Below are 16,614 nucleotides of genomic sequence, written 5' to 3'. Positions count from 1 at the left end.
CTGCACTCGCTTCGGTCGCTCGCGCCCCGCGCCTTGCGTCACTTGCAAGACACTGGCGTTCACTGCGAGTTGAGAACCCAAAGCGACATAAGTCCCCGGATTGCGACCGAGTAGGGGACGTGCCATCCTAATGAATACTTTTATAGTATCGATTATTGATGGATGACATATGACACAGTGTCCACATTGTGGGGCAGACGTTGGGCCGGAGGCGACCGAGTGCTGGAACTGCAACGGATCACTCACGAACGCAGGGGAAGAGCAGCCGTCACCCCAGCAGGACCACCAGTCTCAGAACCCACCGCAACAGGGACAGGGGCAATCGCCGCAGGGCCAGCAGGGGCAACCGCCGCAGGGGCAATATCAGCAAGACCAGGGTCAGTACCAGCAAGGCCAGGGTCAGTACCAGCAGGGCCAGCCACCGCAGGGTCAGTATCAACAGGGGCAACCGCCGCAAGGACAACCACCGCAGGGGCAGTACCAGGGAGGGCAGCCGCCCCGAGACGACGACGGAATCGGTCGGCGCGAGCTGCTGGCCGGCGGTGGCGTGCTCGCTGCGGCAGGTGCAGGTGGCTGGTACTTCTTCCTGCGTGAGGACTCCAGTGGGTCGCCCGAGAGCCCGGGTGGGTCGCCCGAGATCCCGGGTGGGTCGTTCTCCGACGCACCGTCCGTGTCCGCGGGAACGCACGGACCCTACCGGATCGAAAACGGCGAGGACCACTACTTCGCAGTCGACCTCGAACAGGGAGAAGAACTTACCGCGACGATCGGATTCGACCACAGCAGCCAGGGCGACCTCGATCTGGATATCCACGGCCCCGATCAAATGGAATTGACCGGTGGCTATTCGACGACCGACGACGAGAGCGCCGACCTGATTGCGTCCCAGCCCGGCACGTACTACATCAACCCATACGGATACAACGGGGCGACAAACGAGTACGAACTCCAGATCGAGATCCAGTGACGATTGGCAATCCGATATCGGTCGCGCACTCGCGAACGGACGTCCACCGATACCTAGTATCGCGTGACTATTAGTCACTCCAGGCCGAACAGCCGATAACATGTCCGATTCCGAGACGATCGCGACCGCAGGCGATCCACTCGATCTCACGCTGAGCGACGCAGAGGTCGAACAGCGGCGCACCCACCTCGTCGAGTTCATCCAAACGCAGACCGCAGCCGCAGGTGTGGACCAGACGGTCCTGGGAATCTCCGGCGGCGTCGACAGCGGGCTCGTCACCGGGCTCGCTGCCGAGGCGCTGGGGCCCGAGAACGTTCACGGGCTGATAATGCCAAGCACGATGAACGACGAGAAGACGATGAGCGACGCCGAGCGGGTCGCCCAGAGGTTCGAAGTGCCATACGACGTGATCGAGATCGAACCGATCGTCGAGGCCTTCCTCGACGCCTATCCCGAAGCACAGGACAATCGGATGGCTGCCGGGAACCTCCGCGTACGCACTCGCGCGGTCCTCAACTATCTCGTCGCCAACACCGAGGACGCACTCGTCCTGGGAACTGGCAACCGCACGGAAGCGCTGATCGGCTACTTCACGAAGTACGGCGACGGGGCGGTCGACTGCCATCCGATCGCGAATCTCTACAAACAACAGGTCCGCCAGCTCGCACGCGCGGTGGGGGTCCCCGAGTCGGTCGCCTCACGGACACCCACTGCCGGGATGTGGGTCGGCCAGACCGACGAGGAAGAGCTGGGGATCGAGTACGATACGCTCGATTCGATTCTCGCGCTGCACGTCGAGGGTGGCGTCCCGGCGAGCGCGACCGCTCGTGAGATTGGCGTCGAAGCGAACGTCGTCGAACGCGTTCGAGCGCTATATGAGGGGAGCACGCACAAACGGCGCGTCCCGCCAGGGCCCGAGGAGCCCTACTAGGTAGACTCGTTCGTCGTCACGACGATGTGGATAAAGTCACCAGCGTCGGCATTGGAGACGCTACGAACGCCATCGAGCGTCGCGTTCGACGGGTCGGCGTCTTCGCCGTCGATCCGAACGCGGACCGTCGTGTCGGGATCGCTGTCCCGGTAGGTCGTGCCGTCGTACGTGACGGTCGAATCGGTAACGTTGAGTCCGAGCGTCGCCATCGCGTACCGAAGCGTCAAAGCGTCCGCGTGCCCGTGCCAGACAGCGCCGTTGCCGTTCTCGAAGTGGAACGCCGAGTCTTGTAACTGGAAGCGTTCCCGGCTAAAGTCGAGCCGCTCGCCGTCGATCGTGACGTTGATCGCCCCGTGGAAGTCCGATTCGCCGACGTTCACCGGCGTTTTCGATACGTTGATTCCGTTGATGGTCGCCGGCGGCCCCGCCTCGGAGGCAGCCGATCCCCCACCGAAGAAGAACACAACGTAAACGACGACCGCGAGTGCGAACCCGATAACGCCCACGAGGACGACCGGCCCGGCCGGGATTCCCTCGTCGCCGCTTCCTCCGGTGTGTTGGTCGACGCGGCGCTGGTCGATCGGCCCCAGTTCGGCGGCGTGTTCGTCGCCGAGGTGAGCGTAGTAGGAATCCTCGTCGTCGAACGACGCCGAACAGTACTCACAGTCCGGCATGTGCCCCCTCGTAGTCGGTCAGCCGACACAACGGTTTCGGTCCGGACGGCTCACGTCTAGTCGTCGAATGACGCTGTTTTGAGCAGGCTGGCGAACGCCTCGACCTCTCGATCTTCCTGATCTGCCCGAGACGCCGTGTCTCGAAGTCGGGTCTTGATCGTCTGGAGTGCCCGAGGGTCGTGGGCAGCGATCGTCTCGGCGATCTCTCTTGGCTCCTCGACGACGCGCGAGACCAGTCCCATCCGGAGCGCCGCGTCGGCGTCGATCACCCTGCCCGTGAGTGCGAGATCCATCGCCTCACCCAGCCCGACGATCCGTGGGAGCCTAGCCGTCCCACCCCACGCACCGAACAGCCCCAGCGAGACGCCCGACTCGGCGAACGTCGCCGCCGGAGTGGCGACACGAAGGTCACAGCCCAGCGCCAGTTCGACCCCGCCGCCTCGGGCTGGGCCGTCGATTCCGGCGACCGTGACCACATCGGTCTCTGCGAGTGCAGTCGCGGCTCGCTGGCCAGCACGGACGAACGCCTCGACACTCTCGTCGTCGAGGTCGGCGACGACGTCGAGGTCGGCTCCGGCACAGAAGGCCTCGCCCGCGCCGTGGAGGTAGACGACCGACGCGTCGGTCGTCTCGACTGCGTTTCGGAGGGCTTCGAGTGCGTCGGGTGTGAGCGCGTTCCGGCAGGCCGGGCGGTCGAGCGTGACCGTGCAGATGTCGTCGGCCGTCTGCGTTCGGATCACACCGAAAGGACGGTTGTGGTTTCCAAAGGTCTTTGCCTATCCCACCGCTAGATTTGCACGATGCAGGAAGCCGCGGCGGTCCGAGCAGCCGCGTTGGACGCCGTCGACGACGTCGACCCTCAGCAGGTCACAGACCGGATCTCGGCACTGGTAGATGCAGGCTCGATGGCCCCGGGCGTGTTCACCGTCGCGTGTGCGAGGACGACCCTCGAACATGCCGGCCGGAGCCTCGACGACCTCAGCGCCGAGGACGCGATCGCCGAACGAGCGGCCGGCGTCCAGTTGATCTACGAGGGGCTGGCCCAGACGCGACGGCTCGCCCACGAGAACCCCTGGGCCGAGGGCGACGCCGACGAGGCTGATCTGGACATTCTCGTCGCCGACATCCTCGTCGCCCGCGGGTTCTACCTGCTGGCCCGAACCGAAGCCAGCAGCGCCGCCGTCGAGGTCGTCCGCGCGTTCGGCCGCGATCAAACTGTGGCTCGCGAAACCGACAAGACGCTCGATTCCAACCTCGAACGCGACGTCTTCGAGCTCGCAGCCGTCGCCGGAACGACCGCTGCCGGAACGACGCCCACCCCACAGCTCCGCGAACTCGCGGCCGAACTCGGCAACGGCACGCCCGAAGCGACCCTGCCCGAGGACGTCGACGAACAGCTGACCGCTGTCGTGAGCGTCGATTCGGCCGGCAACGAGGGCGTCCGTACCTCCGCAGACCACTGATATCGCCCGCCACGACGGGGGCGAATCGAAACGCCTAAAGACAACTCGGGGTTACCAACAGGTGCGCGCCTGGGTAGCTTAGCGGTAAAGCGCGTCCTTGGTAAGGACGAGAGCCCGGGTTCAACTCCCGGCCTAGGCTCTTCTCGCGACCACATCGACGGAGGAGCGATAGCGACGACGAAAAACGGTGAGCGACCCCGGACCGTGAGGCGTTCTCGCGAAGCTCCAGTCAGTAGCCCCGACCGTGTAGAGGACACACTCAAGGCGGTCCCCCCACAATCCCAGGCAACGAATGGCCCCGGAGATACGGGAACTCGATCCGACGACGGTCGAACGGATCGCGGCCGGCGAAGTCGTCGAGCGGCCGGCCTCGGTCGTCAAGGAGCTGGTCGAGAACAGCCTCGACGCCGACGCCTCCAGAGTACGCGTCGCGGTCGAGAGCGGCGGCACGGAGTCGATCCGGGTCAGCGACGACGGGATCGGGATGGACGAACAGTCCCTCCGCCGGGCAGTCGAGAAGCACACGACCTCCAAAATCCGAAACATCGACGATCTGGAGGGCGGACTGGCGACGCTCGGATTTCGTGGGGAGGCGCTGCACGCCATCGGCGCGGTCTCGCGACTGACGATCACCTCGCGACCGCAGGGCGGCGACCGGGGGACGGAACTCCTCGTCGAAGGCGGTGACGTCGAGCGTGTGCGGCCGGCGGGCTGTCCCGAGGGCACCACGATCGAAGTCGAGGACCTGTTCTACAACGTGCCCGCCCGTCGGAAGTACCTCAGTCAGGACGCCACCGAGTTCGCCCACGTCAACAGCGTCGTGACCGCCTACGCGCTGGCGAACCCCGACATCGCCTTCGAACTGGAACACGACGGCCGGGAGACGTTCGCGACGACCGGCCAGGGCGGTCTCCGGGAGACGGTCATGGATGTCTACGGCCGGGAGGTGGCCCAGGCGATGATCGAACTCGACGATGAGGCAGTACCTGAAGGGCCCCTGGAGTCGGTGTCCGGGCTGGTCAGCCATCCCGAGACCAACCGCGCGAGTCGAGAGTACCTCTCGACGTACGTCAACGGGCGGTACGTCACCGCCGACGCCGTCCGCGAGGCCGTCATGGAAGCCTACGAGACCCAGCTCGCGAGCGATCGGTATCCCTTTGCCGTGCTGTTCGTCGAGATCGATCCGAGCGACGTGGACGTCAACGTCCACCCCAGAAAGATGGACATTCGCTTCGCCGACGACGAGAGAGTTCGCGAGCAGATCACCGTCGCCGTCGCGGACGCACTGAAGCGAGAGGGATTGCTACGATCGACCGCGCCGCGGGGCCGGTCAGCCCCCGAACAGACCGAGATTAACCCCGGCGAGCGCGAGGAGAGTTCGAGTGGAAGCGACGGTCTACCCTCGACCGGCGAGACCACGAACGCGGATGCGACCAGAGAGACACAGGGGCCAGCAGCCCACGGTGATGGAGAGACGGCGGCCGGTCACGAATCGACTCGGTCCCAGTCCAGCGGTGAGGCAACGGCAGACTCGTCGAGCGCGTCAGCGTCGCCGAGATCGGTTGGGTCGTCCGCGAGCGAGACGGGGGCCAGCGAGGAAGGCGAGGGCGTCGGAGATGACCCCCCTGTTTCCGGTCGACGGGGGTCGTCGGGGAGTGATCGGGACTCACGGCAGTCACCGTCGATGACCGCGACCGACCAGCAACACTTCGGCGAGGACGATCCCACGGTGCGGGAGTTCGGGTCGTTGCCGTCGATGCGCGTGCTCGGGCAGTTCCAGGAGACGTACGTCGTGGCCGAGACCGACGACGGGCTGGTGTTGCTCGACCAGCACGCCGCCGACGAGCGGATCAACTACGAACGACTCCGGGAGCGGTTCCTGGGCGAGACGACGACGCAGGTGCTCGCCGAAGCGGTCGAGATCGAACTCACGGCCAGAGAGTCGGCGCTGTTCGAGCGGTTCACCGACGCTCTTTCGCGGCTGGGCTTTCAGGCGGATCGGATCGACGAGCGCACGGTCGAAGTGCGGACGGTCCCGGCGTTGCTGGCCGAGTCCGGCGGACCCGAACTCGTCCGGGACGTCCTCTCGTCGTTCGTCTCTCACGAGGGGGCGGCCGCCGAGACCGTCGAGGCCGTCGCCGACGAGTTGCTGGCGGATCTGGCCTGTTATCCCTCCGTGACGGCGAACACGTCGCTGACGGACGGGTCGATCCTGTCGTTGCTGGAGGCGCTTGCCGACTGTGACAATCCCTATGCCTGCCCGCACGGGCGGCCGGTGTTGATCGAGATCGATACCGACGAGATCGCCGATCGGTTCGAACGGGACTATCCCGGACATGGATGAGATGGGCGGGAGCGACGCGGGCGAAGGCAGTGAAAACGATTTTGACAGCGTCCGTCGAATAGGGTGACAATGGTTCGACGCGTCACTGTGTTGGCGGGGCTGCTCGTCACGCTCGGGGTGCTGTCGGTGTTCATCTTGCGGGAGGTGTTCGGGACGATCTTCTTCGCGATCACGGTCGCGTACGTGCTGTTGCCGGTGCGGCGGTGGTTGGTCGGCCGCGGGCTCGGGCCGCGGCTCGCCGCCGGAGTGAGTACGGCGCTGGCATTCATCATCGTCATCCTGGTGATCCTGCCACTGGGGATCGTGCTGTATCTCAGACGGGGCGATCTGGTTGCTCTCCTGGGGGAGTTGCCAGACCAGACTGTCGTCGAACTCGGCGGGATGCGTTACGTCGTCGAGTTGGCCGACGTGACTACCCAGGTGAGCGGCCTCGCCGAATCACTGGCGCTGTCGACCGCCCGGGCGGCACCTGCCCTGGGATTCAAGCTCTTTTTGTTCGTCCTGCTGGTCTACGCGCTATTGTTGCGCCCGGGCGACGTCAGCAGTGCGTTGCTCCGGCCAGTACCCCGGGAGTACTACGACATCGTGATGTCGCTGCACGAGCGCCTGCGGTCGACGCTCTATGCGATCTACGTGCTGCAGGCGGCGACGGCGTTCGGCACCTTCCTGATCGCATATCTTTTCTTCTGGCTGCTGGGATACGACACTGCGTTCTCGTTCGCGGTCGTCAGCGGAATCCTCCAGTTCATCCCGGTCATCGGCCCGAGCGTGCTCGTGCTGGGGATCGGTGGCTTCGAGGTCTTCATCAACGAGAACACCACGCAGGCGATACTGGTCGGCGGGCTCGGGCTGTTCTTCGTCGGCTTCTTGCCCGACGCGCTCATTCGGCCACAGCTGGCGTCGCTCACCGCGAAGATGCCCGGCAGCCTCTACTTCATCGGATTCGTCGGCGGCGTCCTCTCGGTCGGCGTCGTCGGCGTCATCGCCGGACCCGTGCTGGTCGGCCTGCTCGCCGAAGTCGGTGAGTTACTCGCCGACGAACGCAAGCCCCACCCGAGAGCCGATTAGCGGGAGTGTCGATCAGACGGTTTCGAGCGGGCGGCCCGCGGCCTCCCACTCGGAGAGGCTCCCCTCGTAGAATTCGAGGCGTTCGTAGCCGAGATGCCGGAGGACGACGTAAGTGTGACTGATCCGCCGGGCGGTGTTACAGTAGAGGACGAGCCGTTTGTCGGGGGTGATCCCGCGGTCGGCCAGCATGGTCTCGATCTCGTCGAGGGGTTTCAGGCCCCGCGAGTCCTCCTCGACGACCTCGCGCCAGTCGAACTGGACCGCGCCGGGGATGTGGCCCGCCTCGAACTCCCGATCATCCCGGGTGTCGACGAGGACGGCGTCGCCGTCGACGGCCGCGGCGACCGTCTCCATGTCGACCAGCGGGGTCTCCGTGGGCGGGGAAACGTCGTAGGTCGTCGACTCGACGACGGGCGCGTCTCGGGAGACCTCGCGTTCGCGCTGCCAGGCACTGAAGTCGCCGTCGAGCAGGTGCAGTTTCTCGGGATCGTGGCCGTATAATTCGGCGGTGACGAGAAACCGAGCGGCGAAGACGCCGTGGGTGTCGTCGTAGGCGACGATGTCGTCCTCGGGGGCGATGCCGGCTTCGCCGAGGAGGGACTCCCACGTCTCCTCGCCCGGGAGCATTCCTTGGCCCTGTCCGTCCGCGCGCGCTGCGTGCTCGTCGGCCCGGAACTCGTCGAAGGGGATCGACACCGCGGTCGGGAGGTGGCCGATGCCGTCGTACTCCCAGCCGTCCCGGACGTCGACCACGACGACCTTGCCGAGGCGGTCGGCGAGCCACTCCTGTGTAACGAACCCAGTCATTACTCGCTGGTTGCCGACCCCGGCGCTTGAACGTGTGGTATCCCATCTGTACCCGTCACTTCTCACAGATTTAGGATTTTATTGCCGCCTCTCGTGGGCGACACACCCGCGCGAAAGCGGTGGCAGCGACGCGTACTCGGGCGGAACGGCGGGTGCTGACGAGAAAGCGGCAATATCTGCCGCCACGGCGAATGAGTGGCGGAACATGCCCGGAGTGGAGGGCCTTTATGGGTGGTGTGTGTAGTGAGGGATGCAATGAGCGACTACGCAAAAGACGTTCTCGTTTCGGCGGATTGGGTCGAGGACAACCTCGACGCGTTCCAGAGTGACGATTCTGACTACCGACTGGTGGAGGTCGACGTCGACACCGAGGCCTACGACGAGGCCCACGCGCCCGGTGCGATCGGCTTCAACTGGGAGACACAGCTCCAGGATCAGACCACACGAGACATCCTGACCAAGGCGGACTTCGAGGACCTGCTCGGGTCCCACGGGATCAGCGAGGATTCGACCGTGGTCCTGTACGGTGACAACTCCAACTGGTTCGCGGCCTACACCTACTGGCAGTTCAAGTACTACGGTCACGACGACGTGAAGCTGCTCGACGGCGGCCGTGAGTACTGGATCGAGAACGACTACCCGACGACCGACGAGGAGCCGAACTTCTCGGCCGTCGACTACGAGGCCTCCGGCCCGCGCGAGAGTATTCGTGCCTACCGAGAGGACGTCGAAAACGCGATCGACCGCGGCCTGCCGCTGGTCGACGTTCGCTCGCCCGAAGAGTACTCCGGCGAGATCCTCGCGCCCCCGGGCCTGCAGGAGACCGCCCAGCGCGGCGGCCACATCCCCGGCGCGAAGAACATCTCCTGGGCCGCAGTCACGAACGACGACGGCACGTTCAAGACGCCCGAGGAACTCGAAGCGCTCTACGCCGAGCACGGCATCGACGGCGAAGGCACGACCGTCGCCTACTGCCGGATCGGCGAGCGATCCTCGGTCGCCTGGTTCGCCCTGCACGAGCTGCTGGGCTACGAGGACACCATCAACTACGACGGCTCCTGGACCGAGTGGGGCAATCTGGTTGGTGTGCCGATCGAGAAGGGCGACGGAAGCTGAGCGGAGCGAAGCTTCGTCGAATCGAAGCGGGGAGAGCGAGACCTGAGCGAAGTGAAGGTCTCGAATGCGAGCGGCGTAGCCGCGAGCGTAGCGACCCGCGGAGAAAGGCGAGTAAGTCGTTCTAACTATCGCCATTCGTTTTTTGGCGTGTCGTACTGCTCGCGAGTGGCTACGTTGATTTGGGACAGTTTGGCGCGCGCTGGCTCGCGTTTCATCGCGAGCAATTTTCGTGCGAGGGATGAGACCGCGACCGCAGGGAGCGGTTGAATCGGCTGGGGTGGGTGTGGGCGAATTCGGGTGGGACTGAAAGGGGCCGGGCGCTGGAGGAAGACCGACGACGCAAGGACCGCAACGCAGTGAGGACCGCAGCGAGTCGCTCGACTCCAGCGTCCGGGGGCTTTCTGGGTGTGCGCAGACGAGACGTCACAGAAAGCCCCCGGACGCTGGCGCTCGATCAGCGGCATATTCTCGCTCACTTCGTTCGCTCGAATAGAGGCCGCTGAGACGAGCAGGCAAGCGCCAGCGCCCGGCCCCTTTCAGTCCCGAAAGACTCGCTACGCTCGTCTTTCGACCCTCGCCTCACTTCGTTCGGCTCAGTCCCACCCACCACACAACGACAGCACCACACCCTCCCCAACCGACTCACTCCCTCACTCCGTTCGTCGTTCGTCCCTCGCGCTTGCTCGCGACACCGCGGTCGCTCCACGGCTCGCTACACTCGCCGTTCCGCTTCGAGGGCTTCCGATGGTCGCCCTCGCGTCGCTCGGCGCGCGCCAACTCCCAAACGAATCCAGAACAGCGAAGTCACTCACGACCAGTGACCGCACACCAAAAAATCGGAACCGCCAGCGTCAGTATACGCCGAGCCCGTGCGACTCTCGGGCGTGTTCGAGGAGATCGTCCGTGCTCTCGAACTCTTCACCGCATGTGCACGTGTGATACCCCGTCTGGGATTGCTGGCGTGTCGCCATACACGAAGACGTTAGTCGGCATCCATAATAATTGTTCGTGGTTATTTGGTAGCCATGCACACACGGCGGAGTTGGCGATCGTCGAAATCAGTCGTCGATTTTCGACAGTATGGATGGTCAGACTCCTTCGCTTCGAGTGGAACGGCCGAGATCGTGGAGAGTTTCTGGACGTGCTCGCCCCACGAGAGTGCTTACTCGATCGCCATCACGGGCTGGGGTTCGTAGGGGGCTTCGAGGTAATCCATCTCCGAGTCGGTGAGGTCGATCTCGAGTGCCTCGACGGCTTCTTCGAGGTGTTCGATACTCGTGGTGCCGACGATGGGAGCGGTGACGTGGTCGTTTTCGAACTGCCAGGCGAGTGCGATCTGGGCCATCGTGACGCCCTTCTCTGTGGCGAGTTCTTGCACCCGCGAATTGATCTCCTCGCCGCCGCCCTCGACGTACTCCCGTGAGGGGTTGTGGTAGTTCTCGGGATCGCCCCGTTCCGTGGCCGTCAGCTGGTCGAACGGCCGGGCGAGAAAGCCCTGGCCGAGCGGTCCCCACGGGATGACGCCCATGTTCTCGCGGTCGCAGATCGGCAGCAGATCGCGTTCGTCCTCGCGATAGGCTGGGTGGTAGTGGTTCTGCATGGTCTCGAATCGCGGGAGGTCGAGTCGCTTTGCAGTATGGAGGCGCTCGGCCAGCTGGTGGGCCCACATCGAAGACGTCCCGACGTGGCGGACTTTCCCGCGGGAGACGACATCGTCGAGCGCGCGCAGGGTGGTTTCGATCGGTGTCTCGGGGTCGACCCGGTGGGTCTGATAGAGGTCGACGGTGTCCAGGCCGAGCCGGTCCAGGGAGTGTTCGAGTTCCTGCTCGATGGTCTTGCGCGAGAGGCCGTCGGCGTTGACGTGTGCGTCACCGTAGGAAAACCGGACCTTCGTGGCGACGACCTGTTCGTCGCGGTCGTACTCGCTCAAGACGTTCCCCAGAATCGCCTCGCTCTCGCCATTGGAGTAGACGTTGGCGGTGTCGAAGAAGTTCACACCGAGGTCGATCGCGCGTTCGATGAGGGCCTCGGCTTCCTGGCCGTCGAGCATCCAGGATTCGCCAGTGCCGAAGCTCATGCACCCGAGACAGATCTTGCTCACAGTCATGCCCGTGCTGCCGAGGGTCGTGTACTCCATGCCGCGAGGGTTGGCGTGGGGGCCGAATGAGCGTTGGGGGCGACGCCCAGGCGGGCCACTAAAGTCCCTGGCCGTCGCCTGTTTCGGCATGTTCGACGAAATCATGGAGAAGTTCGCCGACAGCCCGAGCCAGCAGCAGGTGATCCGCCTGCTGCTCGAACGGGGCTTCTCCGTCAGCGACGAGGGTCGGGTGGTCTCGGGCGGGATCGAGATCCCCAACACCGGGATCGCCCGCGAGATCGACGTCGACCGACGAGTCGTCGACGCCACCACCGACGCGATCCTCGACGACCCCGAGTTGCGGCGGATCTTCCAGAACATCTCGGCCATCCCGAGCCTGATGGATCTCGCGCCAGTGCTGGATCTCACGGTGCTCACGGTGACGGTCGACGACGCCGAAGCCTCGGGGATCGTCGCCAGGGTCACCCAATCCATCGCCGACCACGGGATCACGATCCGGCAGGTCATCAGCGACGATCCCGAATTTTCCGACGAGGCCAAGCTCTACGTCATCACCGCCGAGGAACTGCCGGGCGACCTGATCAACGAGATCCGGGCGATGGCGTTCGTCCGCAAGATCGAACTCGAATGACCGAGGCCGTCTCTCTCCAGGTCCGCGTCGCGGCGACTGGTGAGACCCACGTGCTCGACGCGCCTCGCGGCTCGATCCTCCGGGAGGTCCTGCTCGAACGCGGTCTCTCGCCCCACGGTCGCTACGCTCGGCGAGCCAACTGCGGCGGCCGAGGGCTGTGTGCGACCTGTGGCGTCCGCTTCGAGACTGACGACCCCGCTCCCGAGCACTGGCACGACCGGCTGGCCGATCGCTTCGGGTATCCCCGACTCTCGTGCCAGCTCGAACTCACCGAGGACTGTACGGTCGTGATTCCCGACAAGCGCGTGTGGGGTGACCGGGAGTGACCGACACCTACCGCACCGTCGCCGGCCGCGGGCAGATCCGGTTCGAAGTCCGGGGCTCGGAGTTCATCGGTCACGTCGCCCCTGCCGCGACAGTGGAGGCCGCTGAAGCGTTCGTCGACGCGATCGAATCGGAGTACGCCGACGCGACCCACAACGTTCCCGCCTACCGGGTGCGGGCCGACCCCCTTCGTGAATACGCCAGCGACGACGGCGAGCCCTCGGGGAGTTCGGGCAAGCCCGCGCTGAACGTCCTCCAGCAGCGCGAGATCGAGAACGTCGTCGCCGTCGTGACACGTTACTACGGCGGAACGAACCTCGGTGTCGGCGGGCTCGCACGCTCGTACTCACAGGCCGTCAAGGAGGCCGTCGACGACGCCGGTGTCGTCACCGAACGCCCCCACGAACGTTTCGGGATCGAGACCCAATACGACGACAGCGGGACCGTCCGGGGAATTCTGGAGAGCGAAGACGTCGAGTTCGACGCGGAGTACGAGGAAGTGGTCGAGTTCGAGGTTCGCGTGCCCGAGGCCGACGCTACGCAACTGCGTGATCGGATTCGGAGTGCGACGAGCGGTCGTGCCGATATTTCTGATATCTGAGATTCTGGGTGGTGGCGCGCGCTGGCGAACCCTCGTGGTGAGCCGATGCCGTGCGAGGGATGAGCGAGGGAGCGGAGCGACTGAGCGAATCGGCTGGGGAGGGTGTGGCTTCGGTGCTGTGCTTCGGGTGGACTGAAAGGGGCTGGTTTCTCGGGGAAGACGGCTGCGGCAAGCACCCACTGGAGCGCAGCGAAGCTCACGCGAGCAACGCGAGCGTGAGTACGAAAGACGAGCGAAGCGAGTCTTTCGGTGCCCTCGACCCGAGAAACCAGGGGCTTTCTGGCTGTTCTCGGCGGAGCAGTCGTAGAAAGCCCCCGACAGCACGCGCCATTCACGAAGTGCCAGCAGAAGGTAAATCGCCTAGGTAGTCCGAAACGCCCGATCACCGGCGTCGCCCAGCCCAGGAACGATATATCCATCGTCGTCCAGATGGTCGTCGATGGCGACAGTAAGGACGTCCACGTCGGGGAACTGCTCGTCCAGGCGGACGATCCCCTCGGGCGCGCTCACGGCCGAAAGCACCAGCAACCGCGCGGGATCGCCCATCTCCCGGACGTACTCCAGGACGGTCGCCATCGTCGAGCCGGTCGCGAGCATGGGATCGGCGATGATGACGGTGTCTTCGGGCGTGATCTCCGGCAGCTTGACGTAGTCGACCTCGATGTCGAACGCGCCCTCTTCGTCCATGCCACCCTCCTCGTCACGGCTCGCCGAGATCACGCCCTGGCGGGCGCGGGGGAACGCTTTCAACAGGCCCTCGACGAAGGGCGTGGCGGCCCGGAGGACGTTGATGATGACGACGTCGTCCATGCCGACGACGCGCTCGCCGGTGGTCTCGGTCAGGGGCGTCTGGACGGTCTCGTAGGCGGTCTCCATGATGCCGTCGATGATCTCGTAGCCACAGATCCGGCCCAGTTTCACGAGCCCTTTCCGGAAGGCGACCTGTTCGGTCTCGACGCTGCGGAGGTCGGTCAGGGTGTGCCGGGCCAGCGCGTGGGTGAGGAGTTTAGCCTCTCCGCGATCCTCGATGGTCATACCAGCCAGTCCCGGCGGGACGGGCAAATAGCTGACGAGACGCCGCCGAAGAAGTCCTCAACCCTCGTACTCGACACCCAGCTCCGCGAGCAGCGTCCGGGCCGCACGAGCAGACGAGGGCGGTCCCCGGCCGGTCACCAGATCGCCGTCGACGGTAACGCTCGTCTCCGAATCGAGTTCGGCGTCCCACTCCGCACCGGCGGCTTTCACTTCGTCTTCGACCCAGTAGGGCAACTTCCGGCCGTCGGGCATCCGATCGTACTCGTCGACGATCCCTTCCTCCCACTCGTTGGGAAAGCCTGTGACCGAGCGGCCCGCGACCAGGAACTCGCCGTCGCTCGCTCGCGGTTCGTCACCGCTCGCGTCTTCCGAGGCCCGTAGCGCCTCGCTATCCCTGGTCCAGGCCAGAATCCCGACGGCGTGACAGACGACCATCGCTTTGCCGTCGTCGCCGTCGACGGCCTCCCGCAGCGCGGCGCGGGCGTGTCGATCCTGGTTGACGTCCCACTCGGTCCCGTGGCCGCCGGGGAAGACGACCGCATCGAACTCGCTCGGGTCGACGGCGGCCAGCGGCTCGGGGTCGTTCAGACGGTCGTCGGTCTCGTGGACCTCCTCGACCATCGCGGCGGTCTCCTCGTCGACCTCTTCGGGGTCGATCGAGCGTTCGTCCAGCACCGCGGGACCGCCCGACGGCGTCGCGACAGTCACGTCGACGCCGGCGTCGTCGAGCGTCGTGAGCGGTTCGATACACTCCTCGCCCCAGTAGCCGTGTTCGCTGACGATGAACAGTGCGGATGACATCACCTGAACGTAGGGGCGCGAGCCCGAAATACTGCCGGGCCCGACGCGTGACAGGAAGAACTGGAGTGTGAAACGGACGTTTGAGTATTCTGGAGACTTATGGGGACGTTCTGTCTACAGGATGGTATGAACCGACGACGCTTCGTCGCGGCGGTCGGAGCGAGTCTCGCGCTCGCAGGCTGTGCGACGGAAGGATCGGTACCCGAAACCGACGACGACGTGACGCCAGCGACGCCACCGTCGATCGACGAAACGACGACCGAGCAGCCCCGGACCGATCCACCACCCGGATCCGGCGATCGAGAGACGCCCGCAGACGGTCCCCGAGAGACGAGAGACGGCGCGTTCGCGGTCGGCGAACGCGTCGGCGAGTTCAACCCGATGGGGCTGGCTATCGACAACGACGGCCCCGACGAGCGGACGGTTCGCCTGGAGATTACCGACACCCAGGCGGAAGCAGTACTGGTCGAGAAGACGTTCGACGTCTCGAGTGAACTGCGGGGCGAGCTCCGATCACCCACAGACTACGAGATCCGGGTCGCCGTCCCCGCGGAAGGGATCGAGACCGTCGAGACGATCGACGAAGGCGTGTTCGATACGTGCAACAGTTACGGGACGACGATTTCGATCAGTCGCGGCGGGGAGTTCGAGAGGGAGACGATGTCGACGCTCGTCGCCTGTGACGCCGACCTGACGGTCAGCGACCACGGTTCAGAGTGATGATCCCAAATCCGACTTGAGACCGCGAACGGCGGAAACGCTTAACGTCACTGACGCCCAACAGTCGTTCCACGATGGACGTTTCACGGCGTAGCCGCGCCGAGACGAGCGACCGACGATCGAATCACTATGTCTGAGATGGAAGAGAGCGTCTCCGGATTCAAACGCCAGGGTGGCTGGGCCGATACCGTCGAACACGGCGAGCGAATCACGCGAGCGCTGAAGGAGATCGAAGACGACGTCGACGAGCAAGCCCTCGAAGAGTTCGACGAGTGGCGACCAAAGAGCCACGAACGGCTGGACGAGGACGTCAACGAGAAGACGGCCGAACAGGCCAGCGTCGAAGAGGGCGAGGGCGAAAAGAAGGGGAAGGATCCCGACGAGGACCTCCAGAAAGCAGGTGAGAAACTCGCCGAGTCCTACGAGAAGTTAGACGAACCCGACGAGGCCGTCGACAAGTGGGGCGAATCGATCGACTACGTCGCCCGCGCAGCAGACTCGGCGGGTCGGAAGGCCATCCGGAAGGTCGAAGACACGGTCTACAAGAACGTGATGACCCAGATCGCGCCCTACTACTTCGACAACGAACTTGTCAGCGCGAATCTCAAGCGCGTCGACGGCGAGGACCCCGAGTACGTCTTCGAGGTCAACGTCAACGACGACGACCTCAAGATCAAAGTCTCGAACAAACTCGCCGACTACGAACAGTCGGTCGAGCGCTGGCACATCGACACCGAGAAAGAGACCGACGTGCCCGAGGCCGCGGAAGGCGTCGAAGCCCCCGAACCGACCAACGGCGACGCCGACGCCAAGACCAATTGACGGGCCGCGATCACCGCCATTCGCTCCGTTCGATCCGATAGCTCTCACACGCCGGACAGACCTGTCGCCGTCGCTCGTAGCGTGCCCCGCAGTTGCGACACTCGTACTCGCCCTCGGCGTCGTCCGACCCCCTGAGATGGCGTCGAATCCCCTGAATGATTCCCATATCTCCCCCAGTTGTTTCAGTAGTTGTGTTCGAATAAAAAAGTATG

At 64.8% G+C, this 16,614-nt stretch carries 18 protein-coding genes and 1 tRNA gene; 12 read left to right on the top strand and 7 right to left on the bottom strand.

Annotated elements, in window-relative coordinates; translation table 11 throughout:
• The first annotated feature begins 169 nt into the window (after positions 1-169).
• The gene (locus DV733_RS07415) at positions 170-967 is read left to right on the top strand and encodes a hypothetical protein (RefSeq protein ID WP_136342303.1); all 798 of its coding nucleotides are present in this window, start codon (positions 170-172) and stop codon (positions 965-967) included.
• A 100-nt stretch (positions 968-1,067) separates the two neighbouring features.
• Positions 1,068-1,898, top strand: a complete 831-nt coding sequence (locus tag DV733_RS07410; protein ID WP_049995298.1) for an NAD+ synthase — start codon at positions 1,068-1,070, stop codon at positions 1,896-1,898.
• On the opposite strand, the gene DV733_RS07405 is transcribed toward DV733_RS07410, so the two are convergent.
• Together DV733_RS07405 and DV733_RS07400 are read right to left on the bottom strand one after the other, a co-directional pair.
• Positions 1,895-2,572, bottom strand: a complete 678-nt coding sequence (locus DV733_RS07405) for a hypothetical protein (protein ID WP_049995299.1) — start codon at positions 2,570-2,572, stop codon at positions 1,895-1,897. The genes DV733_RS07410 and DV733_RS07405 overlap by 4 nt on opposite strands.
• 56 nt (positions 2,573-2,628) lie before the next feature.
• Positions 2,629-3,312, bottom strand: a complete 684-nt coding sequence (locus DV733_RS07400; RefSeq protein WP_049995300.1) for an enoyl-CoA hydratase/isomerase family protein — start codon at positions 3,310-3,312, stop codon at positions 2,629-2,631.
• A gap of 60 nt (positions 3,313-3,372) precedes the next feature.
• Here DV733_RS07400 and DV733_RS07395 point away from each other — a divergent pair, with 60 nt between their 5' ends.
• The 4 genes from DV733_RS07395 (at position 3,373) to DV733_RS07380 (ending at position 7,447) form a co-directional block, all read left to right on the top strand.
• Positions 3,373-4,035, top strand: coding sequence for a DUF7114 family protein (locus tag DV733_RS07395; RefSeq protein WP_049995301.1), 663 nt, complete (start codon positions 3,373-3,375; stop codon positions 4,033-4,035).
• A gap of 67 nt (positions 4,036-4,102) precedes the next feature.
• A tRNA-Thr gene (locus tag DV733_RS07390) sits at positions 4,103-4,174 on the top strand.
• 153 nt (positions 4,175-4,327) lie between these two features.
• Positions 4,328-6,379 (top strand): DNA mismatch repair endonuclease MutL, encoded by a 2,052-nt coding sequence (mutL, locus tag DV733_RS07385; protein ID WP_049995302.1) that lies wholly within the window; start codon positions 4,328-4,330, stop codon positions 6,377-6,379.
• Between the two features lie 69 nt (positions 6,380-6,448).
• Complete coding sequence (locus DV733_RS07380) at positions 6,449-7,447, top strand: AI-2E family transporter (RefSeq protein WP_049995303.1); 999 nt, start codon at positions 6,449-6,451, stop codon at positions 7,445-7,447.
• 12 nt (positions 7,448-7,459) lie between these two features.
• On the opposite strand, the gene DV733_RS07375 is transcribed toward DV733_RS07380, so the two are convergent.
• Positions 7,460-8,254 carry a sulfurtransferase gene (locus DV733_RS07375; protein ID WP_049995304.1) on the bottom strand — a complete coding sequence of 265 codons (795 nt, stop codon included), beginning with the start codon at positions 8,252-8,254 and terminating at the stop codon, positions 7,460-7,462.
• 255 nt (positions 8,255-8,509) lie between these two features.
• On the opposite strand from DV733_RS07375, the gene DV733_RS07370 reads away from it, so the two are divergent.
• Positions 8,510-9,370: a sulfurtransferase gene (locus DV733_RS07370; RefSeq protein ID WP_049995305.1), complete on the top strand. Its 861-nt coding sequence runs from the start codon at positions 8,510-8,512 to the stop codon at positions 9,368-9,370.
• Positions 9,371-10,532: 1,162 nt separating this feature from the next.
• Here the strand turns inward: DV733_RS07370 and DV733_RS07365 are convergent.
• Positions 10,533-11,507, bottom strand: a complete 975-nt coding sequence (locus DV733_RS07365) for an aldo/keto reductase (protein WP_049995369.1) — start codon at positions 11,505-11,507, stop codon at positions 10,533-10,535.
• 88 nt (positions 11,508-11,595) lie between these two features.
• On the opposite strand from DV733_RS07365, the gene DV733_RS07360 reads away from it, so the two are divergent.
• From DV733_RS07360 to DV733_RS07350, 3 genes are read left to right on the top strand one after another with little or no spacing between them, the layout of a single operon-like run.
• Positions 11,596-12,099 (top strand): amino acid-binding protein, encoded by a 504-nt coding sequence (locus DV733_RS07360; protein ID WP_049995370.1) that lies wholly within the window; start codon positions 11,596-11,598, stop codon positions 12,097-12,099.
• Positions 12,096-12,425 (top strand): 2Fe-2S iron-sulfur cluster-binding protein, encoded by a 330-nt coding sequence (locus DV733_RS07355; protein ID WP_049995371.1) that lies wholly within the window; start codon positions 12,096-12,098, stop codon positions 12,423-12,425. Before DV733_RS07360 ends, DV733_RS07355 begins: the two co-directional genes overlap by 4 nt.
• Positions 12,422-13,024: an IMPACT family protein gene (locus tag DV733_RS07350; protein WP_049995372.1), complete on the top strand. Its 603-nt coding sequence runs from the start codon at positions 12,422-12,424 to the stop codon at positions 13,022-13,024. The genes DV733_RS07355 and DV733_RS07350 overlap by 4 nt, the downstream gene beginning before the upstream one ends.
• A 360-nt stretch (positions 13,025-13,384) precedes the next feature.
• Here DV733_RS07350 and upp read toward each other — a convergent pair whose 3' ends face one another.
• Together upp and DV733_RS07340 are read right to left on the bottom strand one after the other, a co-directional pair.
• Positions 13,385-14,059, bottom strand: coding sequence for a uracil phosphoribosyltransferase (gene upp, locus DV733_RS07345; protein WP_049995373.1), 675 nt, complete (start codon positions 14,057-14,059; stop codon positions 13,385-13,387).
• Positions 14,060-14,116: 57 nt separating this feature from the next.
• On the bottom strand, positions 14,117-14,860 hold the full coding sequence (locus tag DV733_RS07340) for a type 1 glutamine amidotransferase domain-containing protein (protein ID WP_049995374.1): 744 nt from the start codon (positions 14,858-14,860) through the stop codon (positions 14,117-14,119).
• A gap of 126 nt (positions 14,861-14,986) precedes the next feature.
• Between DV733_RS07340 and DV733_RS07335 the strand changes: the two genes are divergently transcribed.
• Together DV733_RS07335 and DV733_RS07330 are read left to right on the top strand one after the other, a co-directional pair.
• On the top strand, positions 14,987-15,580 hold the full coding sequence (locus tag DV733_RS07335) for a YajG family lipoprotein (protein WP_049995375.1): 594 nt from the start codon (positions 14,987-14,989) through the stop codon (positions 15,578-15,580).
• A 129-nt stretch (positions 15,581-15,709) separates the two neighbouring features.
• Positions 15,710-16,402, top strand: a complete 693-nt coding sequence (locus DV733_RS07330) for a DUF5828 family protein (protein WP_049995376.1) — start codon at positions 15,710-15,712, stop codon at positions 16,400-16,402.
• Between the two features lie 10 nt (positions 16,403-16,412).
• Here DV733_RS07330 and DV733_RS17310 read toward each other — a convergent pair whose 3' ends face one another.
• A complete protein-coding gene (locus DV733_RS17310) occupies positions 16,413-16,568 on the bottom strand; it encodes an FmdB family zinc ribbon protein (protein ID WP_170178696.1) in 156 nt (51 codons plus the stop codon).
• Between the last annotated feature and the right edge of the window lie 46 nt (positions 16,569-16,614).

The organism is Halapricum salinum (genome assembly GCF_004799665.1).
Taxonomy (GTDB): Archaea; Halobacteriota; Halobacteria; order Halobacteriales; family Haloarculaceae; genus Halapricum; species Halapricum salinum.
The sequence above is the reverse complement of the archived record's forward strand: the minus strand, read 5'-3'. Positions and strand labels throughout refer to the sequence as shown.

Coding starts and splice junctions, on each gene's coding strand:
- DV733_RS07335 (WP_049995375.1), top strand. CDS start 14,987: ATGAACCGACGACGCTTCGTCGCGGCGGTCGGAGCGAGTCTCGCGCTC.
- DV733_RS07380 (WP_049995303.1), top strand. CDS start 6,449: ATGGTTCGACGCGTCACTGTGTTGGCGGGGCTGCTCGTCACGCTCGGG.
- DV733_RS07365 (WP_049995369.1), bottom strand. CDS start 11,507: ATGGAGTACACGACCCTCGGCAGCACGGGCATGACTGTGAGCAAGATC.
- DV733_RS07405 (WP_049995299.1), bottom strand. CDS start 2,572: ATGCCGGACTGTGAGTACTGTTCGGCGTCGTTCGACGACGAGGATTCC.
- DV733_RS07360 (WP_049995370.1), top strand. CDS start 11,596: ATGTTCGACGAAATCATGGAGAAGTTCGCCGACAGCCCGAGCCAGCAG.
- DV733_RS07355 (WP_049995371.1), top strand. CDS start 12,096: ATGACCGAGGCCGTCTCTCTCCAGGTCCGCGTCGCGGCGACTGGTGAG.
- DV733_RS07330 (WP_049995376.1), top strand. CDS start 15,710: ATGTCTGAGATGGAAGAGAGCGTCTCCGGATTCAAACGCCAGGGTGGC.
- upp (WP_049995373.1), bottom strand. CDS start 14,059: ATGACCATCGAGGATCGCGGAGAGGCTAAACTCCTCACCCACGCGCTG.
- DV733_RS07415 (WP_136342303.1), top strand. CDS start 170: ATGACACAGTGTCCACATTGTGGGGCAGACGTTGGGCCGGAGGCGACC.
- DV733_RS07410 (WP_049995298.1), top strand. CDS start 1,068: ATGTCCGATTCCGAGACGATCGCGACCGCAGGCGATCCACTCGATCTC.
- DV733_RS07340 (WP_049995374.1), bottom strand. CDS start 14,860: ATGTCATCCGCACTGTTCATCGTCAGCGAACACGGCTACTGGGGCGAG.
- DV733_RS17310 (WP_170178696.1), bottom strand. CDS start 16,568: ATGGGAATCATTCAGGGGATTCGACGCCATCTCAGGGGGTCGGACGAC.
- mutL (WP_049995302.1), top strand. CDS start 4,328: ATGGCCCCGGAGATACGGGAACTCGATCCGACGACGGTCGAACGGATC.
- DV733_RS07370 (WP_049995305.1), top strand. CDS start 8,510: ATGAGCGACTACGCAAAAGACGTTCTCGTTTCGGCGGATTGGGTCGAG.
- DV733_RS07395 (WP_049995301.1), top strand. CDS start 3,373: ATGCAGGAAGCCGCGGCGGTCCGAGCAGCCGCGTTGGACGCCGTCGAC.
- DV733_RS07375 (WP_049995304.1), bottom strand. CDS start 8,254: ATGACTGGGTTCGTTACACAGGAGTGGCTCGCCGACCGCCTCGGCAAG.